This is a genomic window from Pseudomonas brassicacearum subsp. brassicacearum, from assembly GCF_008801605.1.
GTDB classification, from domain to species: domain Bacteria; phylum Pseudomonadota; class Gammaproteobacteria; order Pseudomonadales; family Pseudomonadaceae; genus Aquipseudomonas; species Aquipseudomonas brassicacearum.
This window is the reverse complement of record NZ_VZPJ01000009.1, coordinates 159,777-186,096: the sequence shown is the minus strand read 5'-3', so window position 1 is coordinate 186,096 and position 26,320 is coordinate 159,777. Positions and strand designations below refer to the sequence as shown.

The window sequence follows — 26,320 nt, the reverse complement described above, 5'->3', positions numbered from 1 at the left end:
CAGCATGAGTCAGGATTGGGATGCCGGTCGGCTGGACAGCGACCTTGAGGGCGTAGCGTTCGATACCCTGGCGGTTCGCGCGGGTCAGCACCGTACACCGGAAGCCGAACATGGCGATCCGATGTTTTTCACCTCCAGCTACGTGTTCCGCACCGCTGCCGATGCAGCCGCACGGTTTGCTGGCGAAGTGCCGGGCAACGTCTACTCGCGCTACACCAACCCGACCGTGCGGGCTTTCGAGGAGCGCATCGCCGCCCTGGAAGGCGCCGAGCAAGCCGTGGCCACTGCCACCGGCATGGCCGCGATCATGGCCGTGGTGATGAGCCTGTGCAGCGCTGGCGACCACGTGCTGGTGTCGCGCAGCGTCTTCGGCTCGACCATCAGCCTGTTCGAAAAGTACTTCAAGCGCTTTGGCGTGGAAGTCGATTACGTGCCCCTGGCGGACCTGTCCGCTTGGGATGCGGCAATCAAGGCCAATACCAAGCTGCTGTTCGTCGAGTCGCCTTCCAACCCCCTGGCCGAGCTGGTGGACATCGCCGCGCTGGCGGAAATCGCCCACGCCAAGGGCGCCATGCTGGTGGTCGATAACTGCTTCTGCACCCCGGCGCTGCAACAACCGCTGAAGTTGGGCGCGGACGTGGTGGTGCATTCGGCAACCAAGTTCATCGACGGCCAGGGCCGTTGCATGGGTGGCGTGGTGGCCGGTCGTAGCGAGCAGATGAAGGAAGTGGTGGGCTTTTTGCGCACCGCAGGCCCCACCCTCAGCCCGTTCAACGCCTGGATTTTCCTCAAGGGCCTGGAAACCCTCGGCCTGCGCATGAAAGCCCATTGCGCCAATGCCCAGGCCTTGGCTGAGTGGCTGGAGCAGCAGGATGGCATCGAGAAAGTGCATTACGCCGGCCTCAAGAGCCATCCACAACATGACCTGGCCTTGCGTCAGCAACGTGGTTTCGGCGCGGTGGTGAGCTTTGAGGTCAAGGGGGGCAAGGAGGGCGCCTGGCGCTTCATCGACGCGACCCGGTTGATTTCCATCACCGCCAACCTGGGTGACACCAAGACCACCATCACCCACCCGAGCACCACGTCCCACGGTCGCCTGTCGCCCCAGGAGCGTGAATCGGCGGGTATTCGTGACAGCCTGATCCGCGTTGCGGTCGGCCTGGAAGACGTGGCTGACCTGCAAGTCGACCTGGCCCGCGGGTTGGCGGCCTTGTGATCGAGCTGGCTACGCCGCCGAGCGGCACTCATGGCCGGGTTGCACTGGTTACGGGCGCCGCACGGGGCATCGGCCTGGGTATCGCTGCCTGGTTGATCTGTGAAGGCTGGCAGGTGGTGCTGACCGACCTGGACCGCGAGCGCGGTTCCAAGGTGGCGAAGACCCTGGGCGACAATGCCTGGTTTATCGCCATGGACGTGGCGGACGAGGCACAGGTCGCCACCGGTATCGCCGAGGTGCTCGGGCAATTCGGGCGGCTCGACGCGCTGGTGTGCAACGCGGCCATCGCCGACCCGCACAACATCACCCTGGAAAGCCTGGACCTGGCTTATTGGAATCGGGTCCTGGCGGTGAACCTGGGTGGGCCGATGCTGTTGGCCAAGCACTGCGCGCCGTATCTGCGCGCTCACAACGGCGCCATCGTCAACCTGGCCTCGACCCGCGCTGCGCAATCGGAACCCGACACCGAAGCCTATGCGGCGAGCAAGGGCGGCTTGCTGGCCCTGACTCATGCCCTGGCCATCAGCCTCGGGCCGGAGATCCGGGTCAACGCCGTCAGTCCTGGCTGGATCGACGCGCGCGATCCCTCCCAGCGTCGTGCACAGCCGCTGACCGACGCCGATCACGCCCAGCATCCAGCGGGCAGGGTAGGCACGGTAGAGGATGTGGCGGCGATGGTGGCGTGGCTGTTGTCGCGCAATGCCGGTTTTGTCACGGGGCAGGAGTTCGTGGTGGACGGCGGCATGACCAAGAAAATGATTTATACGTAAGTGCGGTTGCGGGTGCCGTTTGAAACTGTTTTGAAAAAACTTCAACCCTGCTATTGACTTAGCTTCGGTACCTGCGTAAATTTCGCGGCCTCAACGAAGCAAAGGGTGATTAGCTCAGCTGGGAGAGCGTCTGCCTTACAAGCAGAATGTCGGCGGTTCGATCCCGTCATCACCCACCATGTTTTACGAGAGTTTTGCGAAAGCAAGACGGAAGCTGTCAAAAGCCTCCACCGACGCGCAGCGGTAGTTCAGTCGGTTAGAATACCGGCCTGTCACGCCGGGGGTCGCGGGTTCGAGTCCCGTCCGCTGCGCCATATTTTCCGAAGCAGGCTTCGCCTGGTTCGAGATTCAAGCCCAAGGGTTTGGATCAGACGAGTTAACTGGACGCAAGTCCATAGCGATACGCAGCGGTAGTTCAGTCGGTTAGAATACCGGCCTGTCACGCCGGGGGTCGCGGGTTCGAGTCCCGTCCGCTGCGCCATATCTGCTTCGAGGCCCACTGAACGCCTTGAAGCTAAGAAGCAAGCTGCAAAGCTACTTCTAGTCGATAGCAAAGACCCTGGTCGAAAGACCGGGGTTTTTTGTTTTTGCGATTTGAAAGATTGGAACAAGCCCGTGGCGAGGGAGCTTGCTTGTGGCGAGGGGATTTAGCGAAACGTCGCACCGCCCCGCTGGGCTGCGTGAAGCAGCCCTTTGGTGATGTGTTGTCGTTCTCAGAACCCCAATTTATCCCGCAACCCGTAATACCAAGCCCCCATCGCCGCAAATGGCGTACGCAACAACTGACCGCCGGGGAAGGGGTAGTGGGGCAGGTCCGCAAACGCATCAAAACGCTCAGCCTGACCTCGCAGCGCCTCAGCCAGGACCTTACCCGCCAGATGCGTATACGTCACGCCATGGCCACTGCAGCCCTGGGAATAATAAATGTTATCCCCCAGCCGCCCGACCTGCGGAAGACGCGACAACGTCAGCAGGAAATTTCCGGTCCAGGCGTAATCGATCTTCACATCCTTGAGCTGCGGGAAGGCCTTGAGCATCTTCGGCCGAATGATCGCCTCAATGTTCGCCGGATCCCTAGCGCCATACACCACGCCGCCCCCGAAGATCAGACGTTTGTCGCCCGTCAGTCGGTAGTAATCGAGCAGATAGTTGCAGTCTTCGACGCAATAATCCTGAGGCAGCAGGCTATGAGCCAGTTCATCGCCCAACGGCGCGGTGGCAATCACCTGCGTACCACAAGGCATGGATTTGGCCGCCAGCTCTGGCACCAGATTGCCCAGGTAAGCATTGCCCGCCACGATAATGAACTTGGCCCTGACCTTGCCCTGTGGCGTATGCACAACCGGGCTGGGACCCCGCTCGATGCGCACTGCTGGCGATTGCTCATAAATCACCCCGCCCAGCGACTCCACAGCCGCCGCTTCGCCCAAGGCCAGGTTGAGCGGATGAATATGCCCGCCGCTCATATCGAGCATGCCGCCCACATACTCATCGCAAGCCACCACCTCGCGAATACGCCGCTGATCCAGCAGCTCCAGCTGGGTATGCCCGAATCGCTCCCATAAACGCTTCTGCGACTCCAGGTGGCCCATCTGTTTAGCGGTAAGGGCGGCGAATACACCGCCGTCCTTCAAATCACACTGAATCTGATACTTCGCCACTCGCTCGCGAATGATCCGTCCACCCTCGAACGCCATGTTGCCTAGCAACTGCGCCTGTTGAGGGCCAACGCTGCGTTCGATCACATCAATGTCGCGGCTATAACTGTTAACGATCTGCCCGCCATTGCGACCCGAAGCCCCAAAACCGACCTTCGCGGCCTCAAGCACGGTGACCTTGAAACCGTTCTCCAGCAAAAACAGTGCAGAGGACAGGCCGGTGTAACCAGCGCCGATCACGCAAACATCCGCCTCGACGTCATCCTGCAGGGCAGGGCGCGGAGGAACCGGGTTGGCCGACGCGGCGTAATAGGACGCTGGATAGGATGTGTTCGCCATTCTGCAACCTCTGTTTTATATTTTTTACGAATGCAGCGATCCTACCCGAGATAAAAATCGGCCGCCAGCCACCGCAAAATCTTCGTTGCCTTGGCGAAATTAAATATTTTGCATATTCATAGGGTTAGGTGAAAAAAAGGTGTTGACACCCCTCCGGAATTCCGTAGAATGCCGCCTCACAGCAGGCACGTAGCTCAGTTGGTTAGAGCACCACCTTGACATGGTGGGGGTCGTTGGTTCGAGTCCAATCGCGCCTACCAAACAAAATCCGCTCTGCTGGGCGGTCTAGAAGGGCTCACCGAAAGGTGGGCCCTTTTTTGTTGGCGCACATAAGGACATGGTCATGCGGGTTGTCACTTCCGTAACTTTTCTTGCTTTAGCACTCGCTGGTTGCTCTGGAATACCTTCAGTTCCATACGAAGAGCCTGCTCAATCAGAGGGAGTGGCGCGTGTTCGCGTTATCACGAACTCTGATGTGTACGGAGATAGCGTCGTTGGCAGTTGTGCTCCTGCTACCCGGCATAAGATGGCTGAAGCCGGACGTTTCGGGCAGGACGGTACGGCGAGCATCAACTATCCGCAGTATCCCCTGAAGTCGGCGAGCATCGGCATACCGAAAAGAGTTTGGCCCAGTCTTATCCAGTACATCCCTGCAATTCGGATGGGGGAAGGGGCTTACAAAGAGGTCGTGACCGAGTATCGCGTCAGGACGGATCTGCCATTCCAAATTGCAACCCGGGGCGCGACCATTGCGGGCAACGGCAGCTCTTACCTGACCTGTGGTGGCCAGGCGCTCGTTTACAAGCTGGAACCAGGGAAAGACTACGAAGCGGTGGTAGGGGTGGATGGCAGACCAAGCAAAGATGGCGAGCCAGCGCTGATTTGCATGTTGGCGGTTCTCGAACTTACCACTTTGCCTGGCACTTCGATTGTGATTCCCCAAAAGCTGACGCATGCTGCGGCTCCGCAGGTGGTCTGCAAGAACTGATAAGCACAGCCCGCCGTCGAGCGGGTTTTGCGTCTGGCAGAAACGAGAAAGCCCCGATTTTGATCGGGGCTTTTGTGTTGCGGCGGATAATGGGAGAACGGGGACAGACCACGGTTATTATTTTGGTCCTAAAACAATCCTCGATGAGGCTCGTATATCCCAGCCCTTGGGTTTTTAGGCAAAGGACTGGAATTCGGTATTTCAAGCCTGCCCATGATAAAAGGTGATCGTCTCCTTTAAGGAGTCCGAAAACTCATAGATTTCATCGAGTGAGTTTATAGGGTGACGAGTTTCATTTTTGTCTTTGTCAAATACGCCTAGATATTTTTGGGTTCTATTGAAGTGGAGTCTTGCGATTGGCTTTCGATTGTTATCGTCCAATAAAATTCCAAAGTAGCTCTGGGTGTCTCGGTGTGCGATTCGTTTCGAGTCGATTACTGTGCGCACTATCGCCTTTATGATATGGAAACCCTCTAATTCTTCCATCGTAGTAAGGACTCTATCCTCTGGCGTATCATTTGTGTCGGGCTGGCTCTCGGATACAACCCGTTCAGCAGGGGTCGGTAGCGGAACGCCGCTGATCGCGGACTTCAAGCGATCGTTAATTTGATCGTTTAGGAACTGAGATGCGGCTTTTTTGGTAAGAAGCGCGAACTGCTCTCTTACTTTTTGAGTGATCACACCTTCATAGATCCGAGAAGCAAAGAAGCGCACAAAATCATCGTCAGGCTGGGTGAGCTGGGAGGCCATTTCCCTTTTTATCTGTCCTACGTACTTTAATTCACCTGCTGCGTTAATGATTGATTCAACGTCAAATGCCGATTTTGTGAGCTTTTGCAGTTCTGGTATCACGTGTTCGTCGATATTTAAAAGATCGATCTCCAGAAATGGTTTTTCATCCATTTTATTGGGAGCGTCTAAATCGGTGAAGAATCTGTAGAATCTGCCGTTGGTTAAGATTGATATTCTTGCGGTAGTGACGTGGAAGTATCTGAACAACTGGCTCGCGTGATTTATGTTCAACGACTCACCAATTTTTTTAGTTTCAATAAGAATCTGAATCTGGCCATTTTTTAGGATGGCGTAATCAATTTTTTCGCCTTTTTTTGTACCAATGTCACATATGTATTCGGGCACGACTTCGGATGGGTCGAAAACGTCATAGCCAAGCACTGTGTGAATGAATGGCATTACAAAAGCGGTCTTAGTTGCTTCCTCAGTTTGGATTGTTGATGCTAACTGATTCACCTTCGCCGACATTGCGTTCAAGCGTTCTATAAATTCCATTTTCTAGCTCCGTAGCCATTTTCCCGAATGGGTCAATAGAGGCTTAACGCTACTACTTGTTAGGTTTACTCGATACTGGATTTTTGTCCATGCTGGATGTTCAAGCAGTTGAGGTGATAAAGACAGCTAAGGCAAGGATAAAAGCCAAGGCAACGCTCACCGCTCCGATGCCATGCTTCGTCCGACCATTCAGTCCTCACGTAGGAGACTTCGGGAAAAGGGGATTTTTTTTGCTGCCCTGAGGGGGCTTCCATCGAATGGATTCGCTTGGGTCAACTAGCTGCCGGCTAGAAAATAAATTCGTCCCCTTTTCCCCTTTTCCATCCGATGTCAGTTCAGGGTCGAAAGCTGCTTGCTCCGCTATTGCAGCGGAACATACACATCAGTTTGCCAGCGATCCTGCGGTGTCTCGGGATAGATGCTCAGGTAATGGAAGAACAGCGGCTGGTCACGAAGTTCCTCTCCACTGGCAGGAAGCCAATCGCGGTAAATCGGATAGATCGTTTCGCCGATGTGATCCGGTGACCCCTCATGTCGCACCACGACACAGCGACCGCCGGGAATGACGATTTCGCGCACGCCGAACTCATTCGGCGCCACGGCCTCGTGAATTTCGCCGCAGATTGCGAAGCGGAATTCCTGCGCAGGTGTCGTATCGGGGTTGCCATAGGGAATGCCAAAGCTGCGACTCGACGCCACCGGCGACTGTCCGCTCTGCTTACGCCACTCGATGAACTTGCGCACGCTCTCATTGACGAGCCCGGCGGGCCCGCAGTGTTCAAATGCTGCGACCCTGACTTCAGGGAATTGCACGATTCGTATTTGCATGATGATAGTCCTGGAAAAATGAGGGATTGCGAACACCGCATTCCAGACCTGCCAGTTCGGCTCCTTCCTGAACGCACTCGGCGTCATACCGAACGCCCGCCTGAACGCCCTGCAAAATGCCTCCGGACTTTCGAAGCCGGCACCGAGTGCGGCCTCCAGTACCGAGTGATCAGCGGCGGCTAGGCGGTGCGCCGCGCGTCGTAATCGCATCAGTTGCACATAACGTGAAACAGGCACGCCTACGAACGCGGTGAATTGTCGATGAAAGTGAAATGCCGAAAAGTTCGCCACATGGCTCAACGTATTCACCGACAGATCACCTTCGAGATTCTCATTAATGTAGGCGAGGACGGCGTTGAAGCGTTTTGTGTAAGCGAAGTTGGGCGACATGTCAGACACTGGGAAAAGGCTCCTGGAAGTACGGTCGGCAATAGAGTCGACTATAGCGACGTGAACGCGCCTAGCCGCGTTTGCTCAAGCACGTTTTGGGTTGGTACGTGCGATCTCTTCCAAGGCGATGAATCTCGGCCCCCGCGCTCTGCAACGATGCCGGTGTGCGTGATGGCTTTCTGCAATGTTGCCAGATACCTTAGGCAGATCACACAGAGACGATAATCATGAAGGCATTGGTCATAGTGGCCTCACTGTTCGCACTAACTGGGTGTGCCAATCACCCCTTGGACTGTGCAACAGGACTCATTGCGTGGGACGACTGCCTGCCCGGCACCAAGGGTTATACCGTCCGGCAGGAAAGCCTGAAGAATCTTGCAGTTGCGAAAGAACTGCAAGCTGCCAAGGACGACGCTCAGTGTCGGTCCTACGGGGCCACACCCGGCTCTGACGCCTATGTGAACTGCCGTGTTCAGCTTGATAAGACGGGGAAATAACAGGGACAGGCCACGATTGTGAGACGGGCCGATTACAGGTGAACTCAGAGTCGTGGTGTTTCCCCGGTTCCCCGTAATTACGTCGAGTATGAAAACAGGCGCTTGTTAATCGCTCGCCATGTCGGCGGAAAGTACTCAACCAACAGCAACAGCTTGCCCTCTAGCCAGCCGCGTTTATGGGCGTATTTGCATACGTCGATGATGGCTCTGGAAGACTGAATAGGTTAGCCGGCCAGCGGTGAGGTTCCTAGCGTAAAAAAACAAACGAAGCCCAGTTCAAGGCACGTACCCGCGCATTGCGGGCCAAGTCCTATAAGTCAGCGCTCTGTGAGTGATAACCTACGAGTTCTTCTATAAATGATATTGGATGCAGTATGACAAGCTGTTTGAGGACGCTCGGAGCTAGCCTCGCTAACAGTATAGTGATCCCCGCCGCTTGGTTATCGGGGCTTACGACGATAGGACTCTTGTGGGGCATGATAGAGTTTTGGCCCGATAAGCTTTCAGTCGAAGGACGTCAGCTCTTCCTGGCTTCTGTTTCTATTTTTTGCCTCGCCATATGGCACTTGATACGGCGCAAGAGACGAGCAAAAGCACTTGTAGCATCCATCAACCTAAAAGAAGGTCTGAGCCTTGACGCTACGCAGCTGCTCGGCTATCCAAGTCCCCTATTTTTTGTCTTTGACCTCTCCAACAAGAAACTCGCTCAATGCCAAAGCACCACCGGCGACTATCAAATTCGAGACTTCACGTGGGTAACAGGCTGGCAATGCGAGTGGCAACAGATTGACAGCATGGTGTCGGGCGGCGTTATTCAAATAGTCGATGGGGCAGGCATGAGCGTTCCAGCCGACGAGATTCGGCGTAGATTCATAGGATTCTCACTGGTTTTGACGGTTGCCGATACAAGTCATCCTCTCCTCCGTTTTCCAATGAGCCGGAGCGCAGCTGAAGGGTGGTGTACCCGGTGCAATGAGCTTTTCAAGAGCTAAACACGAAGCGTCACGCCAGAAGATATCTTTAGAACTCGCGGCAGCGCTGCTATAAGGGCTCAAACGAGCGCCGCGAGAGGCATTGACGCAAATTCCTACACAAACCTCGGAAACGAGCGCATTGCAGCATTTGGGTATGCAACTTATTGTCTTTGTGTCGCACAGATGGCGATTCGGGTTTGGCGACTCGATTGAATGAAGCGCAGAAGCTCCTGCTCCTAAATCAATTGAATGAAGGTACTGCTCATGACCCGATACATGCCCATCACCGGCATCGACTGCATCCCCGCGACCCTGCTCATCGACACCGAAGCGCCTCTGGACGTCCTTTTCGAAACCGCCGATTACCGCATCCGCACGGTGACCCAAGTCTTGGAAAATATCGCGTTTCGCTCGGACATCAGCTCAGACACGGTGGTGCTGACGGATTTTTGTAAATTGCTGACCACATCGTTACGTGATGGTTGTGATGTCATGGATGTGATTGGAAGACGATTGCGGGCGCAGGCGGCGGAATAATGAAGACGGGCGACTTATAAGCCGCCCGTTTCGCAAAAGGAGAACTGGGGACGGACTACGATTATGAGACGGTCCGATTACAAGTGAACTCTAAACCGTGGTCTGTCCCCAGTCCCCTACGCGCGAGAGGCGAGCTTATTCAGGGTAAGCGAACACCAAACACACCTTGTGAAACTGACCGGCGCCTCTCCTGATACAAACTCCCCCCGCAACACTACCCCCTGTTCCATCGGCAGTCTTCAGTCAACACGAAGATCTCCGCGACCACGGCCCAGAAATTTCGAGCATCGTGGTCAATAGATTGGGGAGCAACTGAGTCGATCAATCAGCCATTGTCCAGCTGGCCCCGGCAGTGAGTCTGTCGCGTGAACTGCGCAGATATCTATTTTAACTCCCTCCTTCGGCGAACCTTCCACATCGAGCGTAGCCAGAGCGCCAGCAACTAAGTCCTGTTCGACCATGTGCCAAGGCATGCTGCCCCATCCAACACCATCCTTGAGGAACGCGTACTTCGTCGATAGATCAGCCAGACGCCAGGTCGAAGGCGACAGCACGCCAAAGTCCTTCCCCGCCAGCAGTTCTGATCGATCAGTCAGCACCAGTTGAACGTGCTTGGCCAATTCCCGCCGAGGAATCTTCCCACTCAGCCTGGATAGCGGATGATCAACTGATGCCACCACCACTAAAGAGAATTCGCCAATTCTCTCGATTGACAGGGTGGGGAATGAAACTGGCAGTGATGCCAGGATACCAAGGCTGCACCGACCATCGAGTATCGGTTGATAGCCCGCACCGAGGCCTTCGACGAAAATCTTTAGGCGGGTATGCGGGAATCGCTCGGCAAACTCTTTGACTACGGCAGTAATGGCAGACGTCGGAAAGAACACGTCAACTACTACGGATAATTCAGGTTCCAGCCCTGACGTCATGAGCTTGGCTCGCGCCTTCAGAGTGTCGACGGCCGAAATGATGCTGCGCGCATCTGTCAGCAGCAGAGCACCTTGGGGTGTCAATTTGGGGAAACGACCTGAACGATCAAAAAGCGTTACCCCAATCTGATCCTCCAAGCCGCTCACCCAGCCGCTCACTGCCGATTGCACCCTGTTGAGTTTCCTCGCGGCCGCAGAAAAACTGCCTTCGTCTACGGCAGCGACAAATGTTCTTAGCTGATCAAGCGATACACCGTCGAGCATCCCGCCCCCATCCATCCGAATTAGCGATACATAGCATCTCAATATACCGTCTTTTCAGATCCTCAAGAACAGCTCATCTTTCACATGCCCATTAAACCGTAAGCTTGGTGACTGAAATGCAAATCCTCCATCTTGACGCCAGCATCCTAGGCGACGCGTCTGTCAGCCGTACCCTGTCTTCGCAGATCGTCGCGCGCCTCGCTGCGCTCCACCCGGACAGCAAGGTGATTTACCGAGATCTCGGCCAAGACCCTGCACTACATCTTTCCTTGGAGCATCTATCAGCCTGGCAAGGCACTGTGGCCAAAGACCCAATGTTGGTGAACGACCTTTTCAAGGGAAATAGCTATCTGCAAGAACTCCTCGATTCGCAGATCGTGGTAATAGGCGCGCCTATGTACAACCTGACGATCCCGAGCACGCTCAAGTCCTGGATTGACCGGGTCGCGATATCAGGCAAATCGTTCCAATACACCGCCACTGGCCCAGAAGGCCTCTTGAAAGGAAAGCAGGCTTACGTCGCTTCATCACGTGGTGGTGTGTATTCGCCAGGTAGTCCTGCGGCAGCTTTAGAACATCAAGAGAGCTACTTGATCGGGCTATTGGGATTTCTGGGCGTCACGGATACACGAGTCGTGCGCGCGGAAGGCTTGGCTGTAAGTCCAGAGGCCAAGGATGAGGCGATAAATAGGGCTCTTCAAGAAATCGCCACGATTGGCGCTTGATCAAATCAATTTTCATTTTTTCTTCAGGAGTTCGAAAATGAAATACGCCATTATTGGTTCCGGTAACGTCGGAACCGCCATTGCTCGCCAATTTGCCCGGGTCGCGATTCCAGTATCTATTGCGAACACTAGAGGGCCAGAAACGATTCTCCCCCTCACAGCAGAGTTGGGAGAAATGGTCACAGCCACCTCTTTGGAAGAGGTGCTCTCTGCCGACGTTCTATTCCTGGCACTTCCATTTATCGCAGTGGAGGCTCTCGCTCGTAGTCGATCCGACTGGGCTGGCAAGATCATCATCGATCAGACCAACGCCTATGGTGTACCACCGGAAACACTTGCGGGACGGCTCTCTTCTGACATTGTTGCCCAAGCGCTGCCAGGCGCGTCGGTCGTCAAAGCTTTCAACCAACTTCCGGCTGGCGTACTGGCCCGAGATCCCTCTCAGGATGGCGGACGGCGTGTCGTATTCGTCTCCAGCAACGACGAAAAAGCTGCCTCGACCGTCAAAGCCTTAGCAGAGCAACTCGGGTTCTCGCCAATCCTTGTCGGGCGAATCGATGAAGGTGGTCGCCTTCTTCACATTCCTGGCCCACTGGTGCTTCACAACTTGATCGAGCATCCACTCAAATAAGGCGATGAGCATGAAGACTGACGAGCCGATGTTCGTTCGTGAGGTAGCTCGTGTTGCTAACCCTGACACCTCAGCTGGACGTATGGCCGGGCATCGGGCTCGCCGACTGATAGATGGTGATCCAACCTTTTCCGATCCCTTCGTAGTGATGGCCGAGGACTGGATGCCCCGTGGAGCATTTCCTCGTCATCCACACCGAGGCATGGAGACAGTGACCTTTGTGATTGATGGGGTTGTCGAGCATCGTGACAGCGCTGGGAATGGGGGCATGATCAAAGTAGACGGCGCTCAATGGATGACAGCGGGTCGAGGGGTTTACCACGAAGAAAATGCGCTTCCAGGAACGATTGCCCATACGTTGCAACTATGGGTGAACTTGCCAGCGGCACTGAAGATGTCCGAGCCGCGTTATCAGGATCTAGCTGGCAGCACGATGCCCGTCAGGCGAGAGCCGGGGGTCGAGGTTCGAGTCTTCTCGGGTCAGTCCGGGAGCGTAAGCTCGTCCACTCTCAATCATGTTCCAATCATAATGCTGGATGTGCGAATTGAGCGCGGAGCGTCATTTCGGCAGATGCTCCCAGCCACAGACAACGCTTTCATGTACGTCTTGGCAGGCATACCGAAAATTGGGGAGGCTGGGAGGCTCGTCCCGGCCAGCCAACTGGCATGGCTGACCCGCTCTGAGAAAAGTGGGCAGTCAGAGGTCACGCTCAGCGCCGAGAATACGGATGCCCGGTTGCTGTTCTTCTCAGGCAGTCCATTGCGCGAACCTATCGCTCTTGGAGGCCCGTTCGTGATGAATACAGAGGAAGAGATTCAAGAGGCGTTTGTCGACTTTCAGACTGGGCGGTTTTGAGTAACAAAGCACTGTGTGTTGGCGCTGATTGAAAACTGACCCACCCTGCCGATGGAAAATTGACCCAGGACGGATTGCTGACTTTTGCCCCAGCAATTATGGATAAGCTTAGCAGCAGTGTTCCGGTTGAAGACGCATCGGGCCCGACCGCATGCAGGCATGCAGCAGGGCACTTATGGTGCGGATCAAAACGGCTCATCGTCCTCGATACCATCTCCGTCCTTACGCTTTCGTTCCCGTGACTTGATCTTTGTCTGGGCGGCCAAGGTGCTGTGTTGCAGGCGGTAGGTACAGGTTGCGTAACGGCAACCAGTTATGCGGCAACAGCTCGGCGATCCCACTGGCGCGCTGCGTCGGCAGCCGCGTTAGTACATCTTTGAGATAAGCATACGGATCATGCCCGTTAAGCTTGGCCGATTGGATCAGGCTCATCAGCGCAGCCGCGCGTTGACCGCTGCGTAACGACCCCGCAAAGAGCCAGTTCTTGCGCCCAAGAGCCCATGGCCGGATTTGCTGCTCTATATGGTTGTTATCAATAGGCACCGCACCGTCATCCAGATAACGTGACAACGCCGTCCAGCGTTTCAGACTGTAATCCAGAGCCCTGGCGATGGCCACGCCATCGTGCACAAGCTCACGCTGGGCGATCATCCAGGCGTGCAGCATGTCAATCACGGGGACAGCTTTTTCTTGTCGTATTCGTCGCCGTGCATCTGGCTCCAGGTCGCGGATTTCACTTTCGATTTCGTACAGCAACTGGATATAGCCCAGGGCTTGCTCGGCGAGCGTGCTTTTGTTGGTGGCATGCAGGTCGAAGAACTTGCGCCGGGCATGGGCCATGCAGCCAATTTCGGTGACGCCCAGTGCAAAACTGGCCTTGTAGCCACCAAAATCGTCGCACACCAGTTTGCCTTTCCAGTCTTGCAGGAAGGCACGAGAGTGGTCGCCCGAGCGGCTTGGACTGAAGTCGTACACCATCGCGCGGACATCGGCAGACGCGGTGGTCGCGTAGGCCCAGACGTATGCTCGATGGGTTTTCTTCTCGCTAGGCATGAGCACCTGTACCGGCGTTTCATCGGCGTGCACCACGTTGTGGGCAAGTACCACTTCGCGCAGCGCATCAACCAGCGGTTGCAGTTGCACACCGCAGAGACCGACCCACTGCGCCAAGGTCGAGCGCGGGATGGCGAGGCCGGCCCTACCAAAGATCTTTTCCTGACGGTACAGCGGCAAATGATCACCGTATTTGGCGATCATCACTTGAGCCAGCAGACCTGCCGTGGGGATGCCTTTGTCGATGATTTGCGCCGGAACCGGTGCCTGGATCAGCGTTTCGCATTGATCACAAACCCACTTGCCACGGATGTGCTGTTCGACAGTGAACACGCCGGGCGTGTAGTCGAGTTTCTCACTGACGTCCTCACCGATACGCTTGAGAGCGCAGCCACAGCTGCACTGCGTGTTATCGGGTTCGTGATGGATCTTCGTGCGCGGAAACTCGGACGGCAAGGCGGTGCGTTTTGGTTTCTGCCGGGCCACGGCAGGGGTTGGAGCGAGTTGCAGCGCCTCAAGCGCAGCTTCGATGACCACGATGTCGACGTCGATATGCTCATCGAGCAGACTGGCTTGATACAGGTTTAGTTGCTCGCTGCGCTTGGCAAACTTGAAACGCTTGAGCTGTGCGATCTCATGGGTCAGCTTGTCGTTGACCGTTTTGTAGTGGTGGATCTGCTTGTCCATGCACTCGACTTTTTGATCGAGACTCTCGACGCGCTGCATCAACTGCACCGCGATAGTGCGCAGTTTTTCAGGGCTTAGTTGGTCGAGATTGGGTAGCGAAGTCATGCGGCCGATTTTGCCAGAACAGAACATTACCGACGATAGGCTCATCGGACAATTGCCTGACGACGCTGACCAGAGCAGGTGTTACATCATGGTAATCGCGCTGTTTTGCCCGACTCTTTGCCAAGGCAAACCCAGCACCAAAGCCCGAAGCTGTTCATCGCTCAACTCTAGCTGAAGGCCATGACGAGAACCTGGCCAGAAGAACTTGCCTTGATGCAATCGGCGAGCCGCCAGCCAGATACCTAGGCCATCGTGCACCAACACTTTCAGGCGATTGGCGCGGCGGTTAGCAAACAAATAAGCACAGTGCGGCTGCGCCGCACCGAACACGGCCACCACCCGCGCCAGCGCGGTGTCAGTCCCGGCGCGCATGTCCATAGGGTCGGTGGCGAGCCAGATGGCGTTGATGCGGATCATCGCAATAGGTCTCGAAGAAAGGTCGCACAGACAGCCGCGCTGTCCGCTGGCCTACTAATTTTTACGGTGCCGCGCGGATGCTGGATCTCAACGCTGATGTTCGATGATGCCGCTTGCGACTCCGCGCTGGCGAGTGGCATGGGCAGTGAGACAAAGCGGGTTGTAGCGCCGTGCTTTTCTGCGGTTGCAGCCGAATCCACTTGTGGACGAGGTTCGCGTTGAGGCTGTGGTTCAGCGCGATGCTGGCAATCGAGGCTCCGGGCTGGGCGCACTCCTGAATGACTTGAGCCTTGAACGACTTGGAATAGGAACGGCGTTGTGGCTGCATGAAAGACCCTCTTGAAAGGCTAGAACTGGTGTCCACTTAGATGAGGTGGACACCATCGCCTTTGGCGGTGGGGTCAGTAAGGCGTGTTAGCCGGCCGGTTACTATTCAGGGCTGACCTTCAAAGGCAATCGGACTTGCTTATTTGAAAGTCAGCGATCGGAGCACTGCTTGAGTCATTGATTGTGTATTTGATCAAGAGCCCCGACTTCACGAACGGTCCTAGGCCTTTTTCATCGCAGGATACAGAGGCCGCAAGGGCCTTTTTGTCCTTCGTAAATACGTCGGAATCGACTTCATCTTTCGAGGTTTTTGTAAGCGTGTAGGAAATACGCATGATTTCGTCGTTATAGGTTACCGAATCAAGGCGAGCGTCAACGATCATCTTCGGGGACTGGGCATTCATGATGAGCGCGATCCCTTTAAGCTGGCGTTCTCGCTCTTCCTTTTTGTCTTCCGAAGCAGACCGTGCATGCCAGAGTTGAAGCAGCACAAAGAGTGAGATCATTGCTGAAAAAAAGAGGATGGGTCCGCGGTACTGCTTCAACTGAAATATCCATGTCAAAAGGCTATCAGTTATTTGACCATGCCATCCCCCCCATCTCAAGCTGGAAAAATGCCGATGATTCGTGTGGTTGAAAAGGATCGTGGTCTGTCCCCAGCGCCCGCGTAGTCCCCTCATGGGGCGGGCGCTGGGCACGCTCGATGACCCGGGTGGCAATTGCCGGGCGCGCCAGCAGTTCGGCGAGCAGTCGCCAGGAGAAATTGAGCATCGGTAATCCTGACCTGATAGCGTTGCGTGAAAGGGTCATGGATGGGGACAGCGAATGGCCAAACCATGTGTTCCGATGTCTATTCGGAATGAGGACCGTTAATGCCGTACAACTACACGAACGGCCGCTACCTGGTCTTCAAAGGCCGGGGCAGCGATGGGGCGCCCTTTGGCCGGATTCACCAGGACGGAAAAGTTCGAAACCTTCTGGGTGAGCCGCTGTACTACATAGACATGGACGAACGTGCGTTCATTTCGGTCGATTTTGTCTTTCTGGGTGAAATACAAAAATGTCGCGGCACGTTTTGTGTGCTCAGCGACAAAACGCTTTTCACATTTTCCGAGATGAAGGTTAAGCCACTGGGAAACGAGACCGAGGAGCAGGCGCTTCACAGGGAGTTCAAAAGGAGGGCGCTAAGTTTGGCAGGGCAGATCGTTCAGGCGAAGAATGAGATGGTGCAGGCACGCTTGGATATGGCCTGGTCCAATTTAAACCCTTGCCGTCGTTTCCGTGCCTTCTTCACGAGCCGAGCCCGAAGGGGGCGAGCATTAGGGTGGCGTTACAGTGGGTTGGAAAGTGATCATGAGTTCAAATCGGAGTCTGTCTCCATCTCCTCATCATCAATCGCGACAATGGTCTTGTGGGCTGCGGATGCAAGAAAAATGCGGGCAGACCAGGATTATGAAGCGGTCCGATTAGACTTGAACTCAAATCGCGGCCTGTCCCCAGCTTTCTGGTTTTCGTCGATCGAGGTGGGTTCCATAGCGGCACTTGCAGCAAGTCCCCGTCGTAGCTCGCGCTGGGAAAACATCCAGTCAATCTACACTCCGCGTTTTGCCCAGACACTCGTCAATTAATTGGGACTTAAATGAAAAAGGTAGTTTTGACTCTCTCGCTGGTCACACTGGCAGCCTGCATGCCTTATCAATCAGTGACCTCGCCAGATCCAAATTGGATGCGTCTGGGTGGAGATGAGCCTGAAGGTTATCCAAGGTCGTTTGTTGAGAACCTGAGCGGCAATTGCGCTCTGGTTACCGAGTCATGGTCTGAGGGACGAATCAATGGTCGTCTGCTGTGGACCAAGAAGCAGGCTCGAAAGGCTGTTACCTGCCCATAGGCGCCTGCGTAAGGGCTGGTTTCGCGCCGCTAAGAAGTGACAAACCACGATTCTGAGGCCGCTAGATTAATGCACGCACCTGGCCCGCCCTTGGCTCGTAGCAGCGAAGTAATGGTGCTAAATTCTGCGCGTCCAGCATGTGGGCCCATCTGGCTCGGCGGGATATTTAACTCCTCTCTCAACCGATTTTGTGGATATGGAAATTCAATGAACACATCCAAGCTTTCGATTGCGCTGTCCTGCGCGGTAGCTGTTTTGATGTTGAGCGGATGCGCTGCCTCTGTAAAAAGCGGCGGGACTGAAACGCTCGTCATTCAGGAGTCAGCCAAGCAGAACCTGATCGTAAACTTTCAAGGCAACAGCAAGGTTCAACAAAACGAGGACTGGCCTCGCTTGAAGCAAGAGTGGAATGACGCCCTGCAAGTCGAAGCAACTCGCGCCGGCTACAGCCTTAAAGAGGCTCAGGCATCAAGCCTCGAGGGCAAGGACGGTGTCGGTATCAAGATCAACGTAACCAATTTCCGTTACCTGACTCCAGGCGCGCGCTACGGAGCCGGGGTCATGGTGGGAAATGCGTGGGTCAATTCCAGTGCCGACTACTCGGACTTGAAATCGGGTCACCTGATTGGAACTCGCACCTATGACACGTCCTCGTCGGCTTGGGAAGGTGTCATGTCGGCTATGACCAAAGAGCAGGTCCAGGCTATTTCTCAGAAAATCATCAGTGACATCAAGAGCGCAAAAGCCAAGTAATGCGATCCTGGTTAACCGGCGTCCTGAGTCGACGAATAAAGCGGGTTGCGGAAGAGCGCGGATGACTCAATGGAAAACACAGGGGTTCTGGAGTAAGGCGTGGACCTATGCGTTGTTGGTATTTCTCGTAGTGTTTTCCTTTTACTCCGACGCGACCTGGCTGGGCGACGGCCCATCCAAGCCCAAGCGGGTCTTCAGCCCCGGCTTCATCGCGTTCTGCGCATTGGTGGCTGTGTTTGAGCTAATAGTGCTGAATCACTTCTATGGTGCGAGTAGATGAGGTGAGAGTTAAAGGATTGAGGGGACGCGGGGCAGGCCACGATTATGAGACGGGCTGATTACAGATGAACTAAAAATCGTGGTCTGTCCCCCTGTTTCCCACCTCACGCCCGGCTGCATCCCTCCAGCTTCACTCAATCCGGCTCCGGAACTTTTCCTTAAAATGATGTCAATTTGATAGCGTGTCGCGACGCTCAATAAAACAGGATCAACCAGTGCCAGGCTGTTTCCTGGCAGGCCCAGGAACGTATGAAATGAAAGTGATTCTTGCGATGGTATTGATGTTCAGCGGTTACGCCTTTGCCGGTTGTGGCAACATCGATGATCATGACCAGCGCGCTTATTGCAATGCCAGGGAAAGCGGCAGCAGTTGCGGGAACATTGATAATCACGATTTGCGTGCGGCGTGTAACGCAGAGCTGGGAGGCAGTTCCTGCGGCAACATTGATGATCATGACCAGCGTGCCTATTGCAATGCCAAGCAGGGCGGCAGCAGTTGCGGCAACATCGATAATCATGACTTGCGTGCGCGATGCAACGCGGAGACGGGTAGCAGTTCCTGCGGCAACATTGATGACCATGACCAGCGCGCCTACTGCAATGCCACCACCGGCAGCAGTAGTTGCGGGAATATCGACAATCATGACCTGCGCGTCCAGTGTGAGTCCGCGAAGCGCTGATTGGGGGCATCGGCGGGGGATGGGTAGGGAGCACCTGCATAGCGTTCTGCCGTGATGTATCTGCGTCGAAGCTGATGAAGCAACGCCCCCAGGGAGGGTTGATCAATGCCAAAGAAACTTCAGGAAAGCAAAGCAGCGACGGCTGCTGACATTGAGCGCTCCATCCAGGCACTGAACAAAATGGCGGAACGCCTCTGGGGCGATGGTCGGGAGGCTGAGGCGAAAGCCCTGCTCGATGCCTTGGATGCTTTAAACAGGGCGCTCGACAGGATCAGGATTGGGGAGAGTCGCAGGGTTCTTCATTGAAGCATGAAGGGAAATGGGTCACACCCACGATATGAAACGGGCCGATTACAAGGGGGCCAAAATCGTGGTCTTGTCCCTGGTTTCACGGCGTCGGCGTACCTTTGGCGCGCAAAGAAAAGCCCGACTGGGGAGGCCGGGCTAAAAGGGTTTCACTAGGAGCTGAGATGACCATAGGCGCTCGGCTGTGAAAGGGATGTGAAAGATTGCGTTCGGTACGAGTTTTAAAATCGTGTCTGTCCCTGGTTTCATTAACGAAATATTGATCCAGCTGTCGATGCGGCGAGCGAGTGAGATCGGGCAATCGCTACCGCATAAGCGGCTGCTGCCTACACTGGATTAGCTCACTAATCGAAGGACATGGAATGCTCATCGTCTTCAGCGGCCTTCCGGGCACCGGAAAAACGACTATCGCCAATGATCTTGCCGCTACAACAGGCGCCTTGTACCTGCGGATCGATACGATTGAACAGGCGATTCGAAATTCGGGTGCTCTTGCGCATGACGTAGGGCGCAGTGGTTACATGGTCGCCAATGAGCTTGCGCTGAGTAATCTTCGTTTGGGCCGCACAGTCATCGTTGATTGTGTCAATCCTGTCCTCGAAAGCCGAATCGCATGGAGCGAAATCGCCTCACAGGCTGGTATTCGATTGGCAAATATCCAAGTGGTTTGTTCCGATAAAGATGAACATCAGCGCCGGGTCGAAACAAGGATGGTTGATGTTCCCGGGCTGACTCCACCCACTTGGCAGTCGGTACTGGATCATGAATATGAGCCGTGGGAGGAAGCTCCGTTTTGCATAGACACAGCCCTGGCCTCTCCGGTGCAAGCGGTCTCGATGATCATCGACCGATTTTTGTCCAGTGAGTAGCATCCCTGCGCCGCTCGGATATAAATGATGGGCGAGCCTATGCAATACCCAGTTGAGAACAACATGAAAGTGCGAAAAGCCTTACTAGCCGATGCAGAATCGGTATCCAAACTCCTAGGCCAGTTAGGCTACCAAGTCTCGCAAAAGCTAATCCGAGATAAGCTTGAGGCTTTAGAGCTTAGCGCTCGCGATACCGTGCTGCTGGCACAAGACGGTAAAAATATTGTCGGTGTCATAAGCTTGCACGTACTTGAGCTGTTTCATCAGCCGGGTAGGCTCGGACGCATAACTTCCCTTGTCATTGATGAAAATTTCCGAGGACAAGGAGTAGGGGCAATGCTTGTTTCCGCTGCTGACGCGTTTTTTACAGAGCAGCTTTGCGTCCGAGCTGAGGTGACTAGCAGTGATCATCGAATACAGGCTCACACTTTTTATCAACAGCACGGTTACGCGGTCGACGAGCGCCGGTTTGTCAAACGGTATGATTCTTCCGGGGCATAGTAGGTTTAAATTCGGCTAGCACGTCACCCTGACCAAAGAACGTCCTGCGAAGTCACCTTGCGCTCCCTGGCGCTGGACTTAAGCCCATAACTCCGTGGCATCTGCGCGGCGCGGGTATCTACGGGCTTGATCCGCCCTCCATGCCGAAGTTGCGTCGGTATCACGGATTCCCATCAATAGGATCTGCTTTATGACCTACCACGCCTCGTTGCTGCTCGATATCCCCGGCATAGATCATGGTTTCGAAACTTCTGGAAATTTAACGCTGCCGGAAGGAACACGTTACTGCACTCAGGCTCATGGTACGGTCATCATCGATGCTGACGTGGTAGGGCGGGGTGAACGCCCTGTCGCCGATGCACTGTTCTCAAGAGGAGTTCGGGATGCAGTAGCGGTCATCACTGCCGATTGCTTACCGGTGTTGGTGGCGTCGGTAGATCAACCACTTGTAGCGGCAATCCACGCCGGGTGGCAGGGGTTGAAAGCTGGCATCCTCGGCCATTCGTTAAGCCGGTTAGAGAAGGAAGGTGCTCCTCTCGCTGGATTGCGAATAGCAATAGGCCCCTCCATCGGCCCCTGTTGTTATGAGGTGAACAGGACGTTTGTCGAGCGTATTGAACATGCCGATAGCCATCTTTGGCAAAACGATTCTCCTCCGTGGACGGCCCACAGAGTGCCACCCGCGAATACGCCATGGGTCGAGCCCGAGGCCACACATAATGAAGCCTGGTTCGATCTACGAAAATATGCGTTGTATCACCTGGCGGGGAGTGGTGTAAGTCGTGAACAGGTCCAGGTGCTTGGACATTGTACTTATTGCTGCGGCGCTGATCTGGGCAGCTACCGGCGGAGGAGCCATCGAGCCGAACCTAAAACCTTCCAGTATTCTTGGATAAGACGTCAAGGGGAGCAGATTCGCTGAGGGTGGAATATCAGCATGAGGCAGAATGCTTGAGGTAGATAACGCGGACAGGGAACTTACTTTGTGCAGAGAACGGCGGAAACGGCTTTCAAATAGCCTCGTCTCCATTCAAACCCAACATTGTACGGATACGGGGTCTAGAACTGGTGCAGCGCCACCATTATCGCAATCACCACAGCAGCAATTCCTAATCCCATCGTCCAGTTCGACTCGGGCGTATCCTTGAACCACATACCTTTACTCGGGTAGCGGCCCCAACTGATGAGCTTGACTATCGGCCAACCGATTGGATAAAAAATTGCCCGCGCCACAGGTTCGAGAACGAAGTCCACTAATATGTCCAGCATCGTAGCTCCACCTCGCGATCCTCGGTAAGCGTACCGCAAGCACGCCTTGCGTAGTTAAATGGATGCCCACTTATGAAACAGCAATTTCAGTCGCTCGTTTCGTCGGTAGACGAGTCCGGGGGGACAGAGACAGACCACGATGGTCGACGTGCTGCTTTCAGGATCTGCTGGGTGGATTATGGTACCGAACAGGCCTCAGGTATGGATGAAAACAGAAAAAAGCGCCTTCAGATACTAGCAGAGTGGGCAGATAACCATAGTTGGAACAACCGTGAAGAAATAGCGGCAAGTGAACGCTGTCTTTGTACGGGATGCGGTCTATGGTTGAAGCCTTCCGAGATCCTTAAGTGGTATCAGGACAGGCATGCGTGCTGTCCCGACTGCGGTTTGACCGGGGTCATTGTCGGCTCCAGGTCGGGTATTCCGCTTGATGAGTACCGGAGCAATATGGAGATTGAATAGCTCAGTTTTACAGGGCGAGAGCAGATCACGATTATTCGGTGGACCGATAATGGATGGACTTTTAAGCAGTTCCATCTCGCAGCTTTTGGACTTCCAGCTTCTGCGGGAACGATGCTTTCATGGCGCTGAAGGCAGAATGAAAGTTTGTAGTTGCGAATAGGCTTTACTCATTAATCACCCCCAACAACCACTCACTAAACCCCCGCACCGCCGTCTGCCGCTCCCGTCCCGGCACACACACCACCGTATACCGCGCACCCGTCAAGCGAACTTCAGGGCGATATTCAACCAGCTCCCCACGCGCAACAGCCTCAGTAACCAGCACATTGCTGGCAAGTACCAGCCCGTGCCCGGCGATCGCCGCCTGCAGGGCATGCTGCTCCTCGTCATAATGCCGGAAACGCGCGTTCTCCAGCCAGCCCAGGGTGCCGGCCTTGGTGCACCACGCAGGCCAGTCGACTGCCACCTTTGCACTGCTCAGCCACGGCACGTCGATCAGTTCGACGGGCGAGCCCGCTGCGGGCGGTTGCCAGCCGGGGCGGCAATAGACGCCAAAGTACTCGTCCAGCAAAGGCTGTTCGAACAGCTGTGGGTCAGGCGTGAAGAGGGCGCGGATCGCCAGGTCGATGCTGGCGTCACGCTGCAGGTCGACCACGTCGTTGCTGGTATGCAGCCTGACGTCGATCTCCGGGTACAACCGATGAAAATCCCCGAGCCGCGGTATCAGCCACAGGCTGGCGAATGCCGGCGTCGTGCTCACTACCAGCGACTGTGCAGCACAAGGCGGTGACAGCACCTGCAGGCCATGTTGGATATCAAGCAGGGCGCGGTGCATGAACGGCTGAAGGCGCTCGCCATCGGCGCTCAGGCGTACGCTTTGGCTGGAGCGTTCGAACAGCCGCACGCCAAGGAAGGCTTCAAGGCTTTTGACCTGATGGGAGATCGCCGCCGGGCTGACGTTCAGTTCCTGGGCCGCTGCCTTGAAGCTGCCCAGCCGTGCAGCGGACTCGAAGCCGCGCAAGGCGGTGAGGGGCAGTTTGGCGAACATGGGTGGGTAGGTTACTCAGGTTGAGCGTGGCTCAATTTAGCTCAATTGTGCGCGGGTGCTCAACTTGCCAGGCTGTGGTCTCCCACCTCGCTCCAGGAGCCCAGCGATGCAAGGCACGCCCCGTAAAATCCTTCAGGCCATCCTCTACGAAGCCGGCGGCGTGCTGTTCGTGGCCCCGGCGCTCGCGCTGACCTACGAACAAGGGATGGGCTATTCAACTCTGCTGTCGCTGGTGATTTCTGCCGTCGCGCTGGCTTGGAACATGCTTTTCAACGGCCTGTTCGAGTGGTGGGAACGTCGCCAATCCAGTCGCCATCGCAACTGGCAGCGACGGCTGCTTCACTCCCTGGGATTTGAAGGCGGCTTGACGTTGATTCTTACCCCGGTGATTGCTGCGTGGCTAGGTATCAGTCTATGGCTGGCGCTGATGACCAATCTGGGACTGTTTGTGTTCTTCTTTTTTTACTCGCTGGTTTTTCAATGGCTGTTTGATCGAGTGTTTGATGTTCCGCTTTCGGCGCAGGCCGATCAGGGTTCTGTATCCAACGCCCGTTGAGTCAGTTGCAGGAATTTGTATGGGAGGCAGTGAGTTATTCCTGGCCGAAAGTCGTTACAATTTGGCACGACTCGGGGCATTCGCAACGCGCCGCATTTCATTGAACAAGGAAGTACTACGTGAAACGGAATTTCTCCCTGGTCCTCGTCCTGGCTGCAACTCTCCTTGGCTGCGCCGCCAACAAGTCGGCCAACGACCCATCCTTGATCGGTTCATGGAAAGGCCTGCGGGCAGAAAACGGCAAATGCCAGTTCCTCTCCTGGAAAAATGACTTCAAGCCCGACGGTCGTTTCACCATCACCTTTTTCCGGGATGCCCAACAGACTCAGCCAATTCAAACCGAACATGGCACCTGGTCCGCTGCCAATGGCAAGAATGAATTGAGAACCGATGGCGTGCGTATGCCAGATGTCTACGCGTACAAGTTGATCGATGTCGACACGGTGCACTACGTAAGTGTGGCGTCAGACCCTGCCGGCGATTGTCAGGAAGATTATGACTTCACTGAGCGCCGCATTCGTGGTTAAGCCAATTTGACGTGAGATTGCCTTATCGGCGACGTTTTTTCCGTAATGGGACATCCACTCGTTGGCCTGAGCCTGTTTGATCTTGCGTGAATGGATGAAGCTGATAGGGTGGCGCCTCGTTTAAACCAGCATTCCAGAGGGATCTCTTATGCGCTCATTTTTCGCCAAGACTTTTGGCGGTCTTACGACCAGCTACTACATCCGCCAGTTTCTTTTTGGGCTGGTGTTTACAGTGATGATCATCTCCCTGGCGGCCAACAGCCCCGCAGGAATCGGTGCGAAGCCTGGGCTGATCGTGTTGGCGATCATCAATACTTTGCTTTATCCGTACTCTCGGTTCGTCTACGAAAGCGTTGTCGGCTACATCATGGGCAACAATGTTTTTTTCGTGAATGCACTGTTCATGCTGATGGTGAAGGCTTTCACCATGGCCATGTGCTGGTCGTTCGCGATTTTCGTAGCGCCGGTGGGGTTGGCGTACCTGTTCTGGCGCAACAGCCGTTCGGTCGTTGAATAGGTCAATAGCTCAACGCGTTTGCAGTTGAAAATTGGTGTGGGTAGGGCAAACGTGAACAGACCTTGATTATGGGGAGACTCATAATCGTGGTCGGTGCCCGGTTTCCCAGTACGAGGAAAGCCGCAGGGTTCTCTATTGATCCGCTACCGGATGTGAGTCCTCAATTTACGATATGGAAATCTCATGAAAAAAAACCTCGCAATACTTGCTCTCTTGGCCCTGACCGGCTGCGCCTATCAGAAATCTCAGTACGTTCTCGATATCGAGAATGCGCCCCTGCCAACGACTCCTGAAGCAACAGCCAGCGAGTGCGCTCGCATCTACGCCGAGATCGACAAGAATAACCAGGCTATGGCTCGCAGCTACCAGGACGGTAGCTTCACCATGAAGGCTCAGAACGAAAAAGATGCGCGTAATGAAGCGCTATCTATTCGGACATTCAAGATAGGCTGCCCTCGGCGGTAACGTTAGCATTAGCGGTCCCGATGGTTATTAACCGATTCCAATCGAATGCATGGATCGGGAAGAAAGGGGGGATTCCAGTGCTTCGCTGCGCTGAAGCTTTCCTGAAAGGGAGAGCCGTTTTGCTTGGATCAGTTGAGGTTGCCTGGGAAATAAATCTGAGAATCATCTGCCCGGTCTTTATGAGCGATGTGACATTGCGCCTGGTTGTTGCTGATCGTCAGTCATAACCGGGTGCCGGTGCTAGAAGAACTCATCCAGAAGCCGATAAAAATAAATTCGATCCTGATCGGCTTCGAGCACTGCGTATCGCCGCAGAAACGGCGCGATCCATTGTTCTCCCAACTCCTCGGCAATGTCCCGAGTTGCCAGCGCCAGGTCCTGATATCGATCCGCGACGCCCAGCCGACCGCAGTCAATGAAACCCGTAAAACGACCGTCATCGACGATGATATTGGGCATGCACGCGTCGCCGTGGGTCACGACGAGATCTTGTTCGGCTGGTTGACGGTTTAGCAATCTTTCAAAGAGTAGGGCGGGGGAGAGTCCCCTGTGCTCTTCGTCCAATTCCTCCTGATCGACAAGCCGGGCTTCCATTCGAACTCGGGCCTTGGCGGTGCAGGTGTCATTGGTCGGCGACTCGTCTAGACCGGGGGTTTATGCCGGGCTGAGGGTTGCCACACAGGGTGTTGCCGACTACCCTGAAAATGTTTGGATTGTTACGA

General features: G+C 55.1%; 31 protein-coding genes, 4 tRNA genes and 1 pseudogene. 24 read left to right on the top strand and 12 right to left on the bottom strand.

Going from position 1 to position 26,320, the window contains the following annotated elements; genetic code table 11:
• Window positions 1-4: 4 nt before the first annotated feature.
• From F7R20_RS20870 to F7R20_RS20850, 5 genes are all read left to right on the top strand, one after another.
• Window positions 5-1,216 (top strand): O-succinylhomoserine sulfhydrylase, encoded by a 1,212-nt coding sequence (locus tag F7R20_RS20870; protein ID WP_003203837.1) that lies wholly within the window; start codon window positions 5-7, stop codon window positions 1,214-1,216.
• Window positions 1,213-1,986: an SDR family oxidoreductase gene (locus F7R20_RS20865; RefSeq protein ID WP_003203835.1), complete on the top strand. Its 774-nt coding sequence runs from the start codon at window positions 1,213-1,215 to the stop codon at window positions 1,984-1,986. The genes F7R20_RS20870 and F7R20_RS20865 overlap by 4 nt, the downstream gene beginning before the upstream one ends.
• 103 nt (window positions 1,987-2,089) lie before the next feature.
• Window positions 2,090-2,165: transfer RNA gene (locus F7R20_RS20860), tRNA-Val, on the top strand.
• A 58-nt stretch (window positions 2,166-2,223) separates the two neighbouring features.
• A tRNA-Asp gene (locus F7R20_RS20855) sits at window positions 2,224-2,300 on the top strand.
• A gap of 90 nt (window positions 2,301-2,390) precedes the next feature.
• Window positions 2,391-2,467: transfer RNA gene (locus tag F7R20_RS20850), tRNA-Asp, on the top strand.
• Between the two features lie 232 nt (window positions 2,468-2,699).
• On the opposite strand, the gene F7R20_RS20845 is transcribed toward F7R20_RS20850, so the two are convergent.
• Window positions 2,700-3,983, bottom strand: a complete 1,284-nt coding sequence (locus tag F7R20_RS20845) for an NAD(P)/FAD-dependent oxidoreductase (RefSeq protein WP_003203834.1) — start codon at window positions 3,981-3,983, stop codon at window positions 2,700-2,702.
• Between the two features lie 183 nt (window positions 3,984-4,166).
• Between F7R20_RS20845 and F7R20_RS20840 the strand changes: the two genes are divergently transcribed.
• A tRNA-Val gene (locus tag F7R20_RS20840) sits at window positions 4,167-4,243 on the top strand.
• 83 nt (window positions 4,244-4,326) lie between these two features.
• Window positions 4,327-4,971: a hypothetical protein gene (locus tag F7R20_RS20835; protein ID WP_003203831.1), complete on the top strand. Its 645-nt coding sequence runs from the start codon at window positions 4,327-4,329 to the stop codon at window positions 4,969-4,971.
• Window positions 4,972-5,172: 201 nt separating this feature from the next.
• On the opposite strand, the gene F7R20_RS20830 is transcribed toward F7R20_RS20835, so the two are convergent.
• Together F7R20_RS20830 and F7R20_RS20825 are read right to left on the bottom strand one after the other, a co-directional pair.
• Window positions 5,173-6,258 carry a type I restriction endonuclease gene (locus F7R20_RS20830; protein ID WP_003203829.1) on the bottom strand — a complete coding sequence of 362 codons (1,086 nt, stop codon included), beginning with the start codon at window positions 6,256-6,258 and terminating at the stop codon, window positions 5,173-5,175.
• 360 nt (window positions 6,259-6,618) lie between these two features.
• A complete protein-coding gene (locus F7R20_RS20825; RefSeq protein WP_209311674.1) occupies window positions 6,619-7,476 on the bottom strand; it encodes an AraC family transcriptional regulator in 858 nt (285 codons plus the stop codon).
• A 973-nt stretch (window positions 7,477-8,449) separates the two neighbouring features.
• Here F7R20_RS20825 and F7R20_RS20815 point away from each other — a divergent pair.
• The gene (locus tag F7R20_RS20815) at window positions 8,450-8,965 is read left to right on the top strand and encodes a hypothetical protein (protein WP_230494370.1); all 516 of its coding nucleotides are present in this window, start codon (window positions 8,450-8,452) and stop codon (window positions 8,963-8,965) included.
• Between the two features lie 246 nt (window positions 8,966-9,211).
• A complete protein-coding gene (locus tag F7R20_RS20810; protein WP_003203821.1) occupies window positions 9,212-9,484 on the top strand; it encodes a hypothetical protein in 273 nt (90 codons plus the stop codon).
• 293 nt (window positions 9,485-9,777) lie between these two features.
• Here F7R20_RS20810 and F7R20_RS20805 read toward each other — a convergent pair whose 3' ends face one another.
• Complete coding sequence (locus tag F7R20_RS20805) at window positions 9,778-10,677, bottom strand: LysR family transcriptional regulator (RefSeq protein ID WP_003203818.1); 900 nt, start codon at window positions 10,675-10,677, stop codon at window positions 9,778-9,780.
• A gap of 116 nt (window positions 10,678-10,793) precedes the next feature.
• On the opposite strand from F7R20_RS20805, the gene F7R20_RS20800 reads away from it, so the two are divergent.
• The 3 genes from F7R20_RS20800 to F7R20_RS20790 are packed head-to-tail and all read left to right on the top strand — an operon-like array spanning window position 10,794 to window position 12,889.
• On the top strand, window positions 10,794-11,402 hold the full coding sequence (locus F7R20_RS20800) for an FMN-dependent NADH-azoreductase (RefSeq protein WP_003203815.1): 609 nt from the start codon (window positions 10,794-10,796) through the stop codon (window positions 11,400-11,402).
• A 37-nt stretch (window positions 11,403-11,439) separates the two neighbouring features.
• Window positions 11,440-12,033 (top strand): NADPH-dependent F420 reductase, encoded by a 594-nt coding sequence (locus tag F7R20_RS20795; protein WP_027912984.1) that lies wholly within the window; start codon window positions 11,440-11,442, stop codon window positions 12,031-12,033.
• A gap of 10 nt (window positions 12,034-12,043) precedes the next feature.
• Window positions 12,044-12,889: a pirin family protein gene (locus F7R20_RS20790; protein WP_028236712.1), complete on the top strand. Its 846-nt coding sequence runs from the start codon at window positions 12,044-12,046 to the stop codon at window positions 12,887-12,889.
• A 222-nt stretch (window positions 12,890-13,111) separates the two neighbouring features.
• Here F7R20_RS20790 and tnpC read toward each other — a convergent pair whose 3' ends face one another.
• The 5 genes from tnpC to F7R20_RS20760 all read right to left on the bottom strand — a co-directional run bounded on the left by tnpC (window position 13,112) and on the right by F7R20_RS20760 (window position 16,249).
• Window positions 13,112-14,734: an IS66 family transposase gene (tnpC, locus tag F7R20_RS20780; RefSeq protein WP_003203808.1), complete on the bottom strand. Its 1,623-nt coding sequence runs from the start codon at window positions 14,732-14,734 to the stop codon at window positions 13,112-13,114.
• A gap of 81 nt (window positions 14,735-14,815) precedes the next feature.
• The gene (tnpB, locus tag F7R20_RS20775) at window positions 14,816-15,151 is read right to left on the bottom strand and encodes an IS66 family insertion sequence element accessory protein TnpB (RefSeq protein ID WP_003203806.1); all 336 of its coding nucleotides are present in this window, start codon (window positions 15,149-15,151) and stop codon (window positions 14,816-14,818) included.
• 61 nt (window positions 15,152-15,212) lie between these two features.
• On the bottom strand, window positions 15,213-15,479 hold the full coding sequence (locus F7R20_RS32375; RefSeq protein WP_003203804.1) for a transposase: 267 nt from the start codon (window positions 15,477-15,479) through the stop codon (window positions 15,213-15,215).
• 118 nt (window positions 15,480-15,597) lie between these two features.
• Window positions 15,598-16,023 carry a hypothetical protein gene (locus tag F7R20_RS20765; protein ID WP_232002352.1) on the bottom strand — a complete coding sequence of 142 codons (426 nt, stop codon included), beginning with the start codon at window positions 16,021-16,023 and terminating at the stop codon, window positions 15,598-15,600.
• Window positions 16,024-16,048: 25 nt separating this feature from the next.
• Window positions 16,049-16,249 carry a hypothetical protein gene (locus F7R20_RS20760; RefSeq protein WP_032833301.1) on the bottom strand — a complete coding sequence of 67 codons (201 nt, stop codon included), beginning with the start codon at window positions 16,247-16,249 and terminating at the stop codon, window positions 16,049-16,051.
• A gap of 101 nt (window positions 16,250-16,350) precedes the next feature.
• Here F7R20_RS20760 and F7R20_RS20755 point away from each other — a divergent pair, with 101 nt between their 5' ends.
• The 8 genes from F7R20_RS20755 (at window position 16,351) to F7R20_RS20715 (ending at window position 21,676) form a co-directional block, all read left to right on the top strand.
• Entirely contained in the window at window positions 16,351-17,106 is a 756-nt protein-coding gene (locus tag F7R20_RS20755; RefSeq protein ID WP_003203802.1) for a hypothetical protein, read from the top strand.
• Window positions 17,107-17,573: 467 nt separating this feature from the next.
• Window positions 17,574-18,119 carry a DUF4410 domain-containing protein gene (locus tag F7R20_RS20745; RefSeq protein WP_003203800.1) on the top strand — a complete coding sequence of 182 codons (546 nt, stop codon included), beginning with the start codon at window positions 17,574-17,576 and terminating at the stop codon, window positions 18,117-18,119.
• Window positions 18,120-18,180: 61 nt separating this feature from the next.
• Entirely contained in the window at window positions 18,181-18,399 is a 219-nt protein-coding gene (locus F7R20_RS20740) for a hypothetical protein (RefSeq protein ID WP_003203797.1), read from the top strand.
• Between the two features lie 253 nt (window positions 18,400-18,652).
• Complete coding sequence (locus tag F7R20_RS31975) at window positions 18,653-19,078, top strand: hypothetical protein (RefSeq protein WP_003203795.1); 426 nt, start codon at window positions 18,653-18,655, stop codon at window positions 19,076-19,078.
• 105 nt (window positions 19,079-19,183) lie between these two features.
• A complete protein-coding gene (locus F7R20_RS20730; RefSeq protein WP_013693816.1) occupies window positions 19,184-19,384 on the top strand; it encodes a hypothetical protein in 201 nt (66 codons plus the stop codon).
• A 362-nt stretch (window positions 19,385-19,746) separates the two neighbouring features.
• Window positions 19,747-20,253 (top strand): AAA family ATPase, encoded by a 507-nt coding sequence (locus tag F7R20_RS20725; RefSeq protein ID WP_033028133.1) that lies wholly within the window; start codon window positions 19,747-19,749, stop codon window positions 20,251-20,253.
• Between the two features lie 63 nt (window positions 20,254-20,316).
• The gene (locus tag F7R20_RS20720) at window positions 20,317-20,754 is read left to right on the top strand and encodes a GNAT family N-acetyltransferase (protein ID WP_033028208.1); all 438 of its coding nucleotides are present in this window, start codon (window positions 20,317-20,319) and stop codon (window positions 20,752-20,754) included.
• A 190-nt stretch (window positions 20,755-20,944) separates the two neighbouring features.
• The gene (locus F7R20_RS20715) at window positions 20,945-21,676 is read left to right on the top strand and encodes a polyphenol oxidase family protein (protein ID WP_003203790.1); all 732 of its coding nucleotides are present in this window, start codon (window positions 20,945-20,947) and stop codon (window positions 21,674-21,676) included.
• 137 nt (window positions 21,677-21,813) lie between these two features.
• On the opposite strand, the gene F7R20_RS20710 is transcribed toward F7R20_RS20715, so the two are convergent.
• Together F7R20_RS20710 and F7R20_RS20700 are read right to left on the bottom strand one after the other, a co-directional pair.
• On the bottom strand, window positions 21,814-22,023 hold the full coding sequence (locus F7R20_RS20710) for a hypothetical protein (protein ID WP_003203789.1): 210 nt from the start codon (window positions 22,021-22,023) through the stop codon (window positions 21,814-21,816).
• A gap of 625 nt (window positions 22,024-22,648) precedes the next feature.
• A complete protein-coding gene (locus F7R20_RS20700; protein ID WP_003203788.1) occupies window positions 22,649-23,533 on the bottom strand; it encodes a LysR substrate-binding domain-containing protein in 885 nt (294 codons plus the stop codon).
• A gap of 106 nt (window positions 23,534-23,639) precedes the next feature.
• Between F7R20_RS20700 and F7R20_RS20695 the strand changes: the two genes are divergently transcribed.
• The 4 genes from F7R20_RS20695 to F7R20_RS20680 all read left to right on the top strand — a co-directional run bounded on the left by F7R20_RS20695 (window position 23,640) and on the right by F7R20_RS20680 (window position 25,598).
• The gene (locus F7R20_RS20695; protein ID WP_003203787.1) at window positions 23,640-24,089 is read left to right on the top strand and encodes a PACE efflux transporter; all 450 of its coding nucleotides are present in this window, start codon (window positions 23,640-23,642) and stop codon (window positions 24,087-24,089) included.
• 119 nt (window positions 24,090-24,208) lie between these two features.
• On the top strand, window positions 24,209-24,616 hold the full coding sequence (locus F7R20_RS20690; RefSeq protein ID WP_003203785.1) for a hypothetical protein: 408 nt from the start codon (window positions 24,209-24,211) through the stop codon (window positions 24,614-24,616).
• Between the two features lie 148 nt (window positions 24,617-24,764).
• Window positions 24,765-25,133 carry a hypothetical protein gene (locus tag F7R20_RS20685; protein ID WP_003203784.1) on the top strand — a complete coding sequence of 123 codons (369 nt, stop codon included), beginning with the start codon at window positions 24,765-24,767 and terminating at the stop codon, window positions 25,131-25,133.
• Window positions 25,134-25,316: 183 nt separating this feature from the next.
• A complete protein-coding gene (locus F7R20_RS20680) occupies window positions 25,317-25,598 on the top strand; it encodes a hypothetical protein (protein ID WP_003203782.1) in 282 nt (93 codons plus the stop codon).
• A gap of 240 nt (window positions 25,599-25,838) precedes the next feature.
• Here F7R20_RS20680 and F7R20_RS20675 read toward each other — a convergent pair.
• Window positions 25,839-26,207: pseudogene (locus tag F7R20_RS20675) on the bottom strand (aminoglycoside phosphotransferase APH(3')); the annotation flags it as partial.
• Window positions 26,208-26,320 lie beyond the last annotated feature (113 nt).

Bases quoted from the DNA above. Each gene is read 5' to 3' on its own strand.
- F7R20_RS20870 (WP_003203837.1), top strand. From the start codon at position 5: ATGAGTCAGGATTGGGATGCCGGTCGGCTGGACAGCGACCTTGAGGGC.
- F7R20_RS20845 (WP_003203834.1), bottom strand. From the start codon at position 3,983: ATGGCGAACACATCCTATCCAGCGTCCTATTACGCCGCGTCGGCCAAC.
- F7R20_RS20835 (WP_003203831.1), top strand. From the start codon at position 4,327: ATGCGGGTTGTCACTTCCGTAACTTTTCTTGCTTTAGCACTCGCTGGT.
- F7R20_RS20830 (WP_003203829.1), bottom strand. From the start codon at position 6,258: ATGGAATTTATAGAACGCTTGAACGCAATGTCGGCGAAGGTGAATCAG.
- F7R20_RS20825 (WP_209311674.1), bottom strand. From the start codon at position 7,476: ATGTCGCCCAACTTCGCTTACACAAAACGCTTCAACGCCGTCCTCGCC.
- F7R20_RS20815 (WP_230494370.1), top strand. From the start codon at position 8,450: ATGATAGAGTTTTGGCCCGATAAGCTTTCAGTCGAAGGACGTCAGCTC.
- F7R20_RS20810 (WP_003203821.1), top strand. From the start codon at position 9,212: ATGACCCGATACATGCCCATCACCGGCATCGACTGCATCCCCGCGACC.
- F7R20_RS20805 (WP_003203818.1), bottom strand. From the start codon at position 10,677: ATGCTCGACGGTGTATCGCTTGATCAGCTAAGAACATTTGTCGCTGCC.
- F7R20_RS20800 (WP_003203815.1), top strand. From the start codon at position 10,794: ATGCAAATCCTCCATCTTGACGCCAGCATCCTAGGCGACGCGTCTGTC.
- F7R20_RS20795 (WP_027912984.1), top strand. From the start codon at position 11,440: ATGAAATACGCCATTATTGGTTCCGGTAACGTCGGAACCGCCATTGCT.
- F7R20_RS20790 (WP_028236712.1), top strand. From the start codon at position 12,044: ATGAAGACTGACGAGCCGATGTTCGTTCGTGAGGTAGCTCGTGTTGCT.
- tnpC (WP_003203808.1), bottom strand. From the start codon at position 14,734: ATGACTTCGCTACCCAATCTCGACCAACTAAGCCCTGAAAAACTGCGC.
- tnpB (WP_003203806.1), bottom strand. From the start codon at position 15,151: ATGATCCGCATCAACGCCATCTGGCTCGCCACCGACCCTATGGACATG.
- F7R20_RS32375 (WP_003203804.1), bottom strand. From the start codon at position 15,479: ATGCAGCCACAACGCCGTTCCTATTCCAAGTCGTTCAAGGCTCAAGTC.
- F7R20_RS20760 (WP_032833301.1), bottom strand. From the start codon at position 16,249: ATGCTCAATTTCTCCTGGCGACTGCTCGCCGAACTGCTGGCGCGCCCG.
- F7R20_RS20755 (WP_003203802.1), top strand. From the start codon at position 16,351: ATGCCGTACAACTACACGAACGGCCGCTACCTGGTCTTCAAAGGCCGG.
- F7R20_RS20745 (WP_003203800.1), top strand. From the start codon at position 17,574: ATGAACACATCCAAGCTTTCGATTGCGCTGTCCTGCGCGGTAGCTGTT.
- F7R20_RS20740 (WP_003203797.1), top strand. From the start codon at position 18,181: ATGACTCAATGGAAAACACAGGGGTTCTGGAGTAAGGCGTGGACCTAT.
- F7R20_RS31975 (WP_003203795.1), top strand. From the start codon at position 18,653: ATGAAAGTGATTCTTGCGATGGTATTGATGTTCAGCGGTTACGCCTTT.
- F7R20_RS20730 (WP_013693816.1), top strand. From the start codon at position 19,184: ATGCCAAAGAAACTTCAGGAAAGCAAAGCAGCGACGGCTGCTGACATT.
- F7R20_RS20725 (WP_033028133.1), top strand. From the start codon at position 19,747: ATGCTCATCGTCTTCAGCGGCCTTCCGGGCACCGGAAAAACGACTATC.
- F7R20_RS20720 (WP_033028208.1), top strand. From the start codon at position 20,317: ATGAAAGTGCGAAAAGCCTTACTAGCCGATGCAGAATCGGTATCCAAA.
- F7R20_RS20715 (WP_003203790.1), top strand. From the start codon at position 20,945: ATGACCTACCACGCCTCGTTGCTGCTCGATATCCCCGGCATAGATCAT.
- F7R20_RS20710 (WP_003203789.1), bottom strand. From the start codon at position 22,023: ATGCTGGACATATTAGTGGACTTCGTTCTCGAACCTGTGGCGCGGGCA.
- F7R20_RS20700 (WP_003203788.1), bottom strand. From the start codon at position 23,533: ATGTTCGCCAAACTGCCCCTCACCGCCTTGCGCGGCTTCGAGTCCGCT.
- F7R20_RS20695 (WP_003203787.1), top strand. From the start codon at position 23,640: ATGCAAGGCACGCCCCGTAAAATCCTTCAGGCCATCCTCTACGAAGCC.
- F7R20_RS20685 (WP_003203784.1), top strand. From the start codon at position 24,765: ATGCGCTCATTTTTCGCCAAGACTTTTGGCGGTCTTACGACCAGCTAC.
- F7R20_RS20680 (WP_003203782.1), top strand. From the start codon at position 25,317: ATGAAAAAAAACCTCGCAATACTTGCTCTCTTGGCCCTGACCGGCTGC.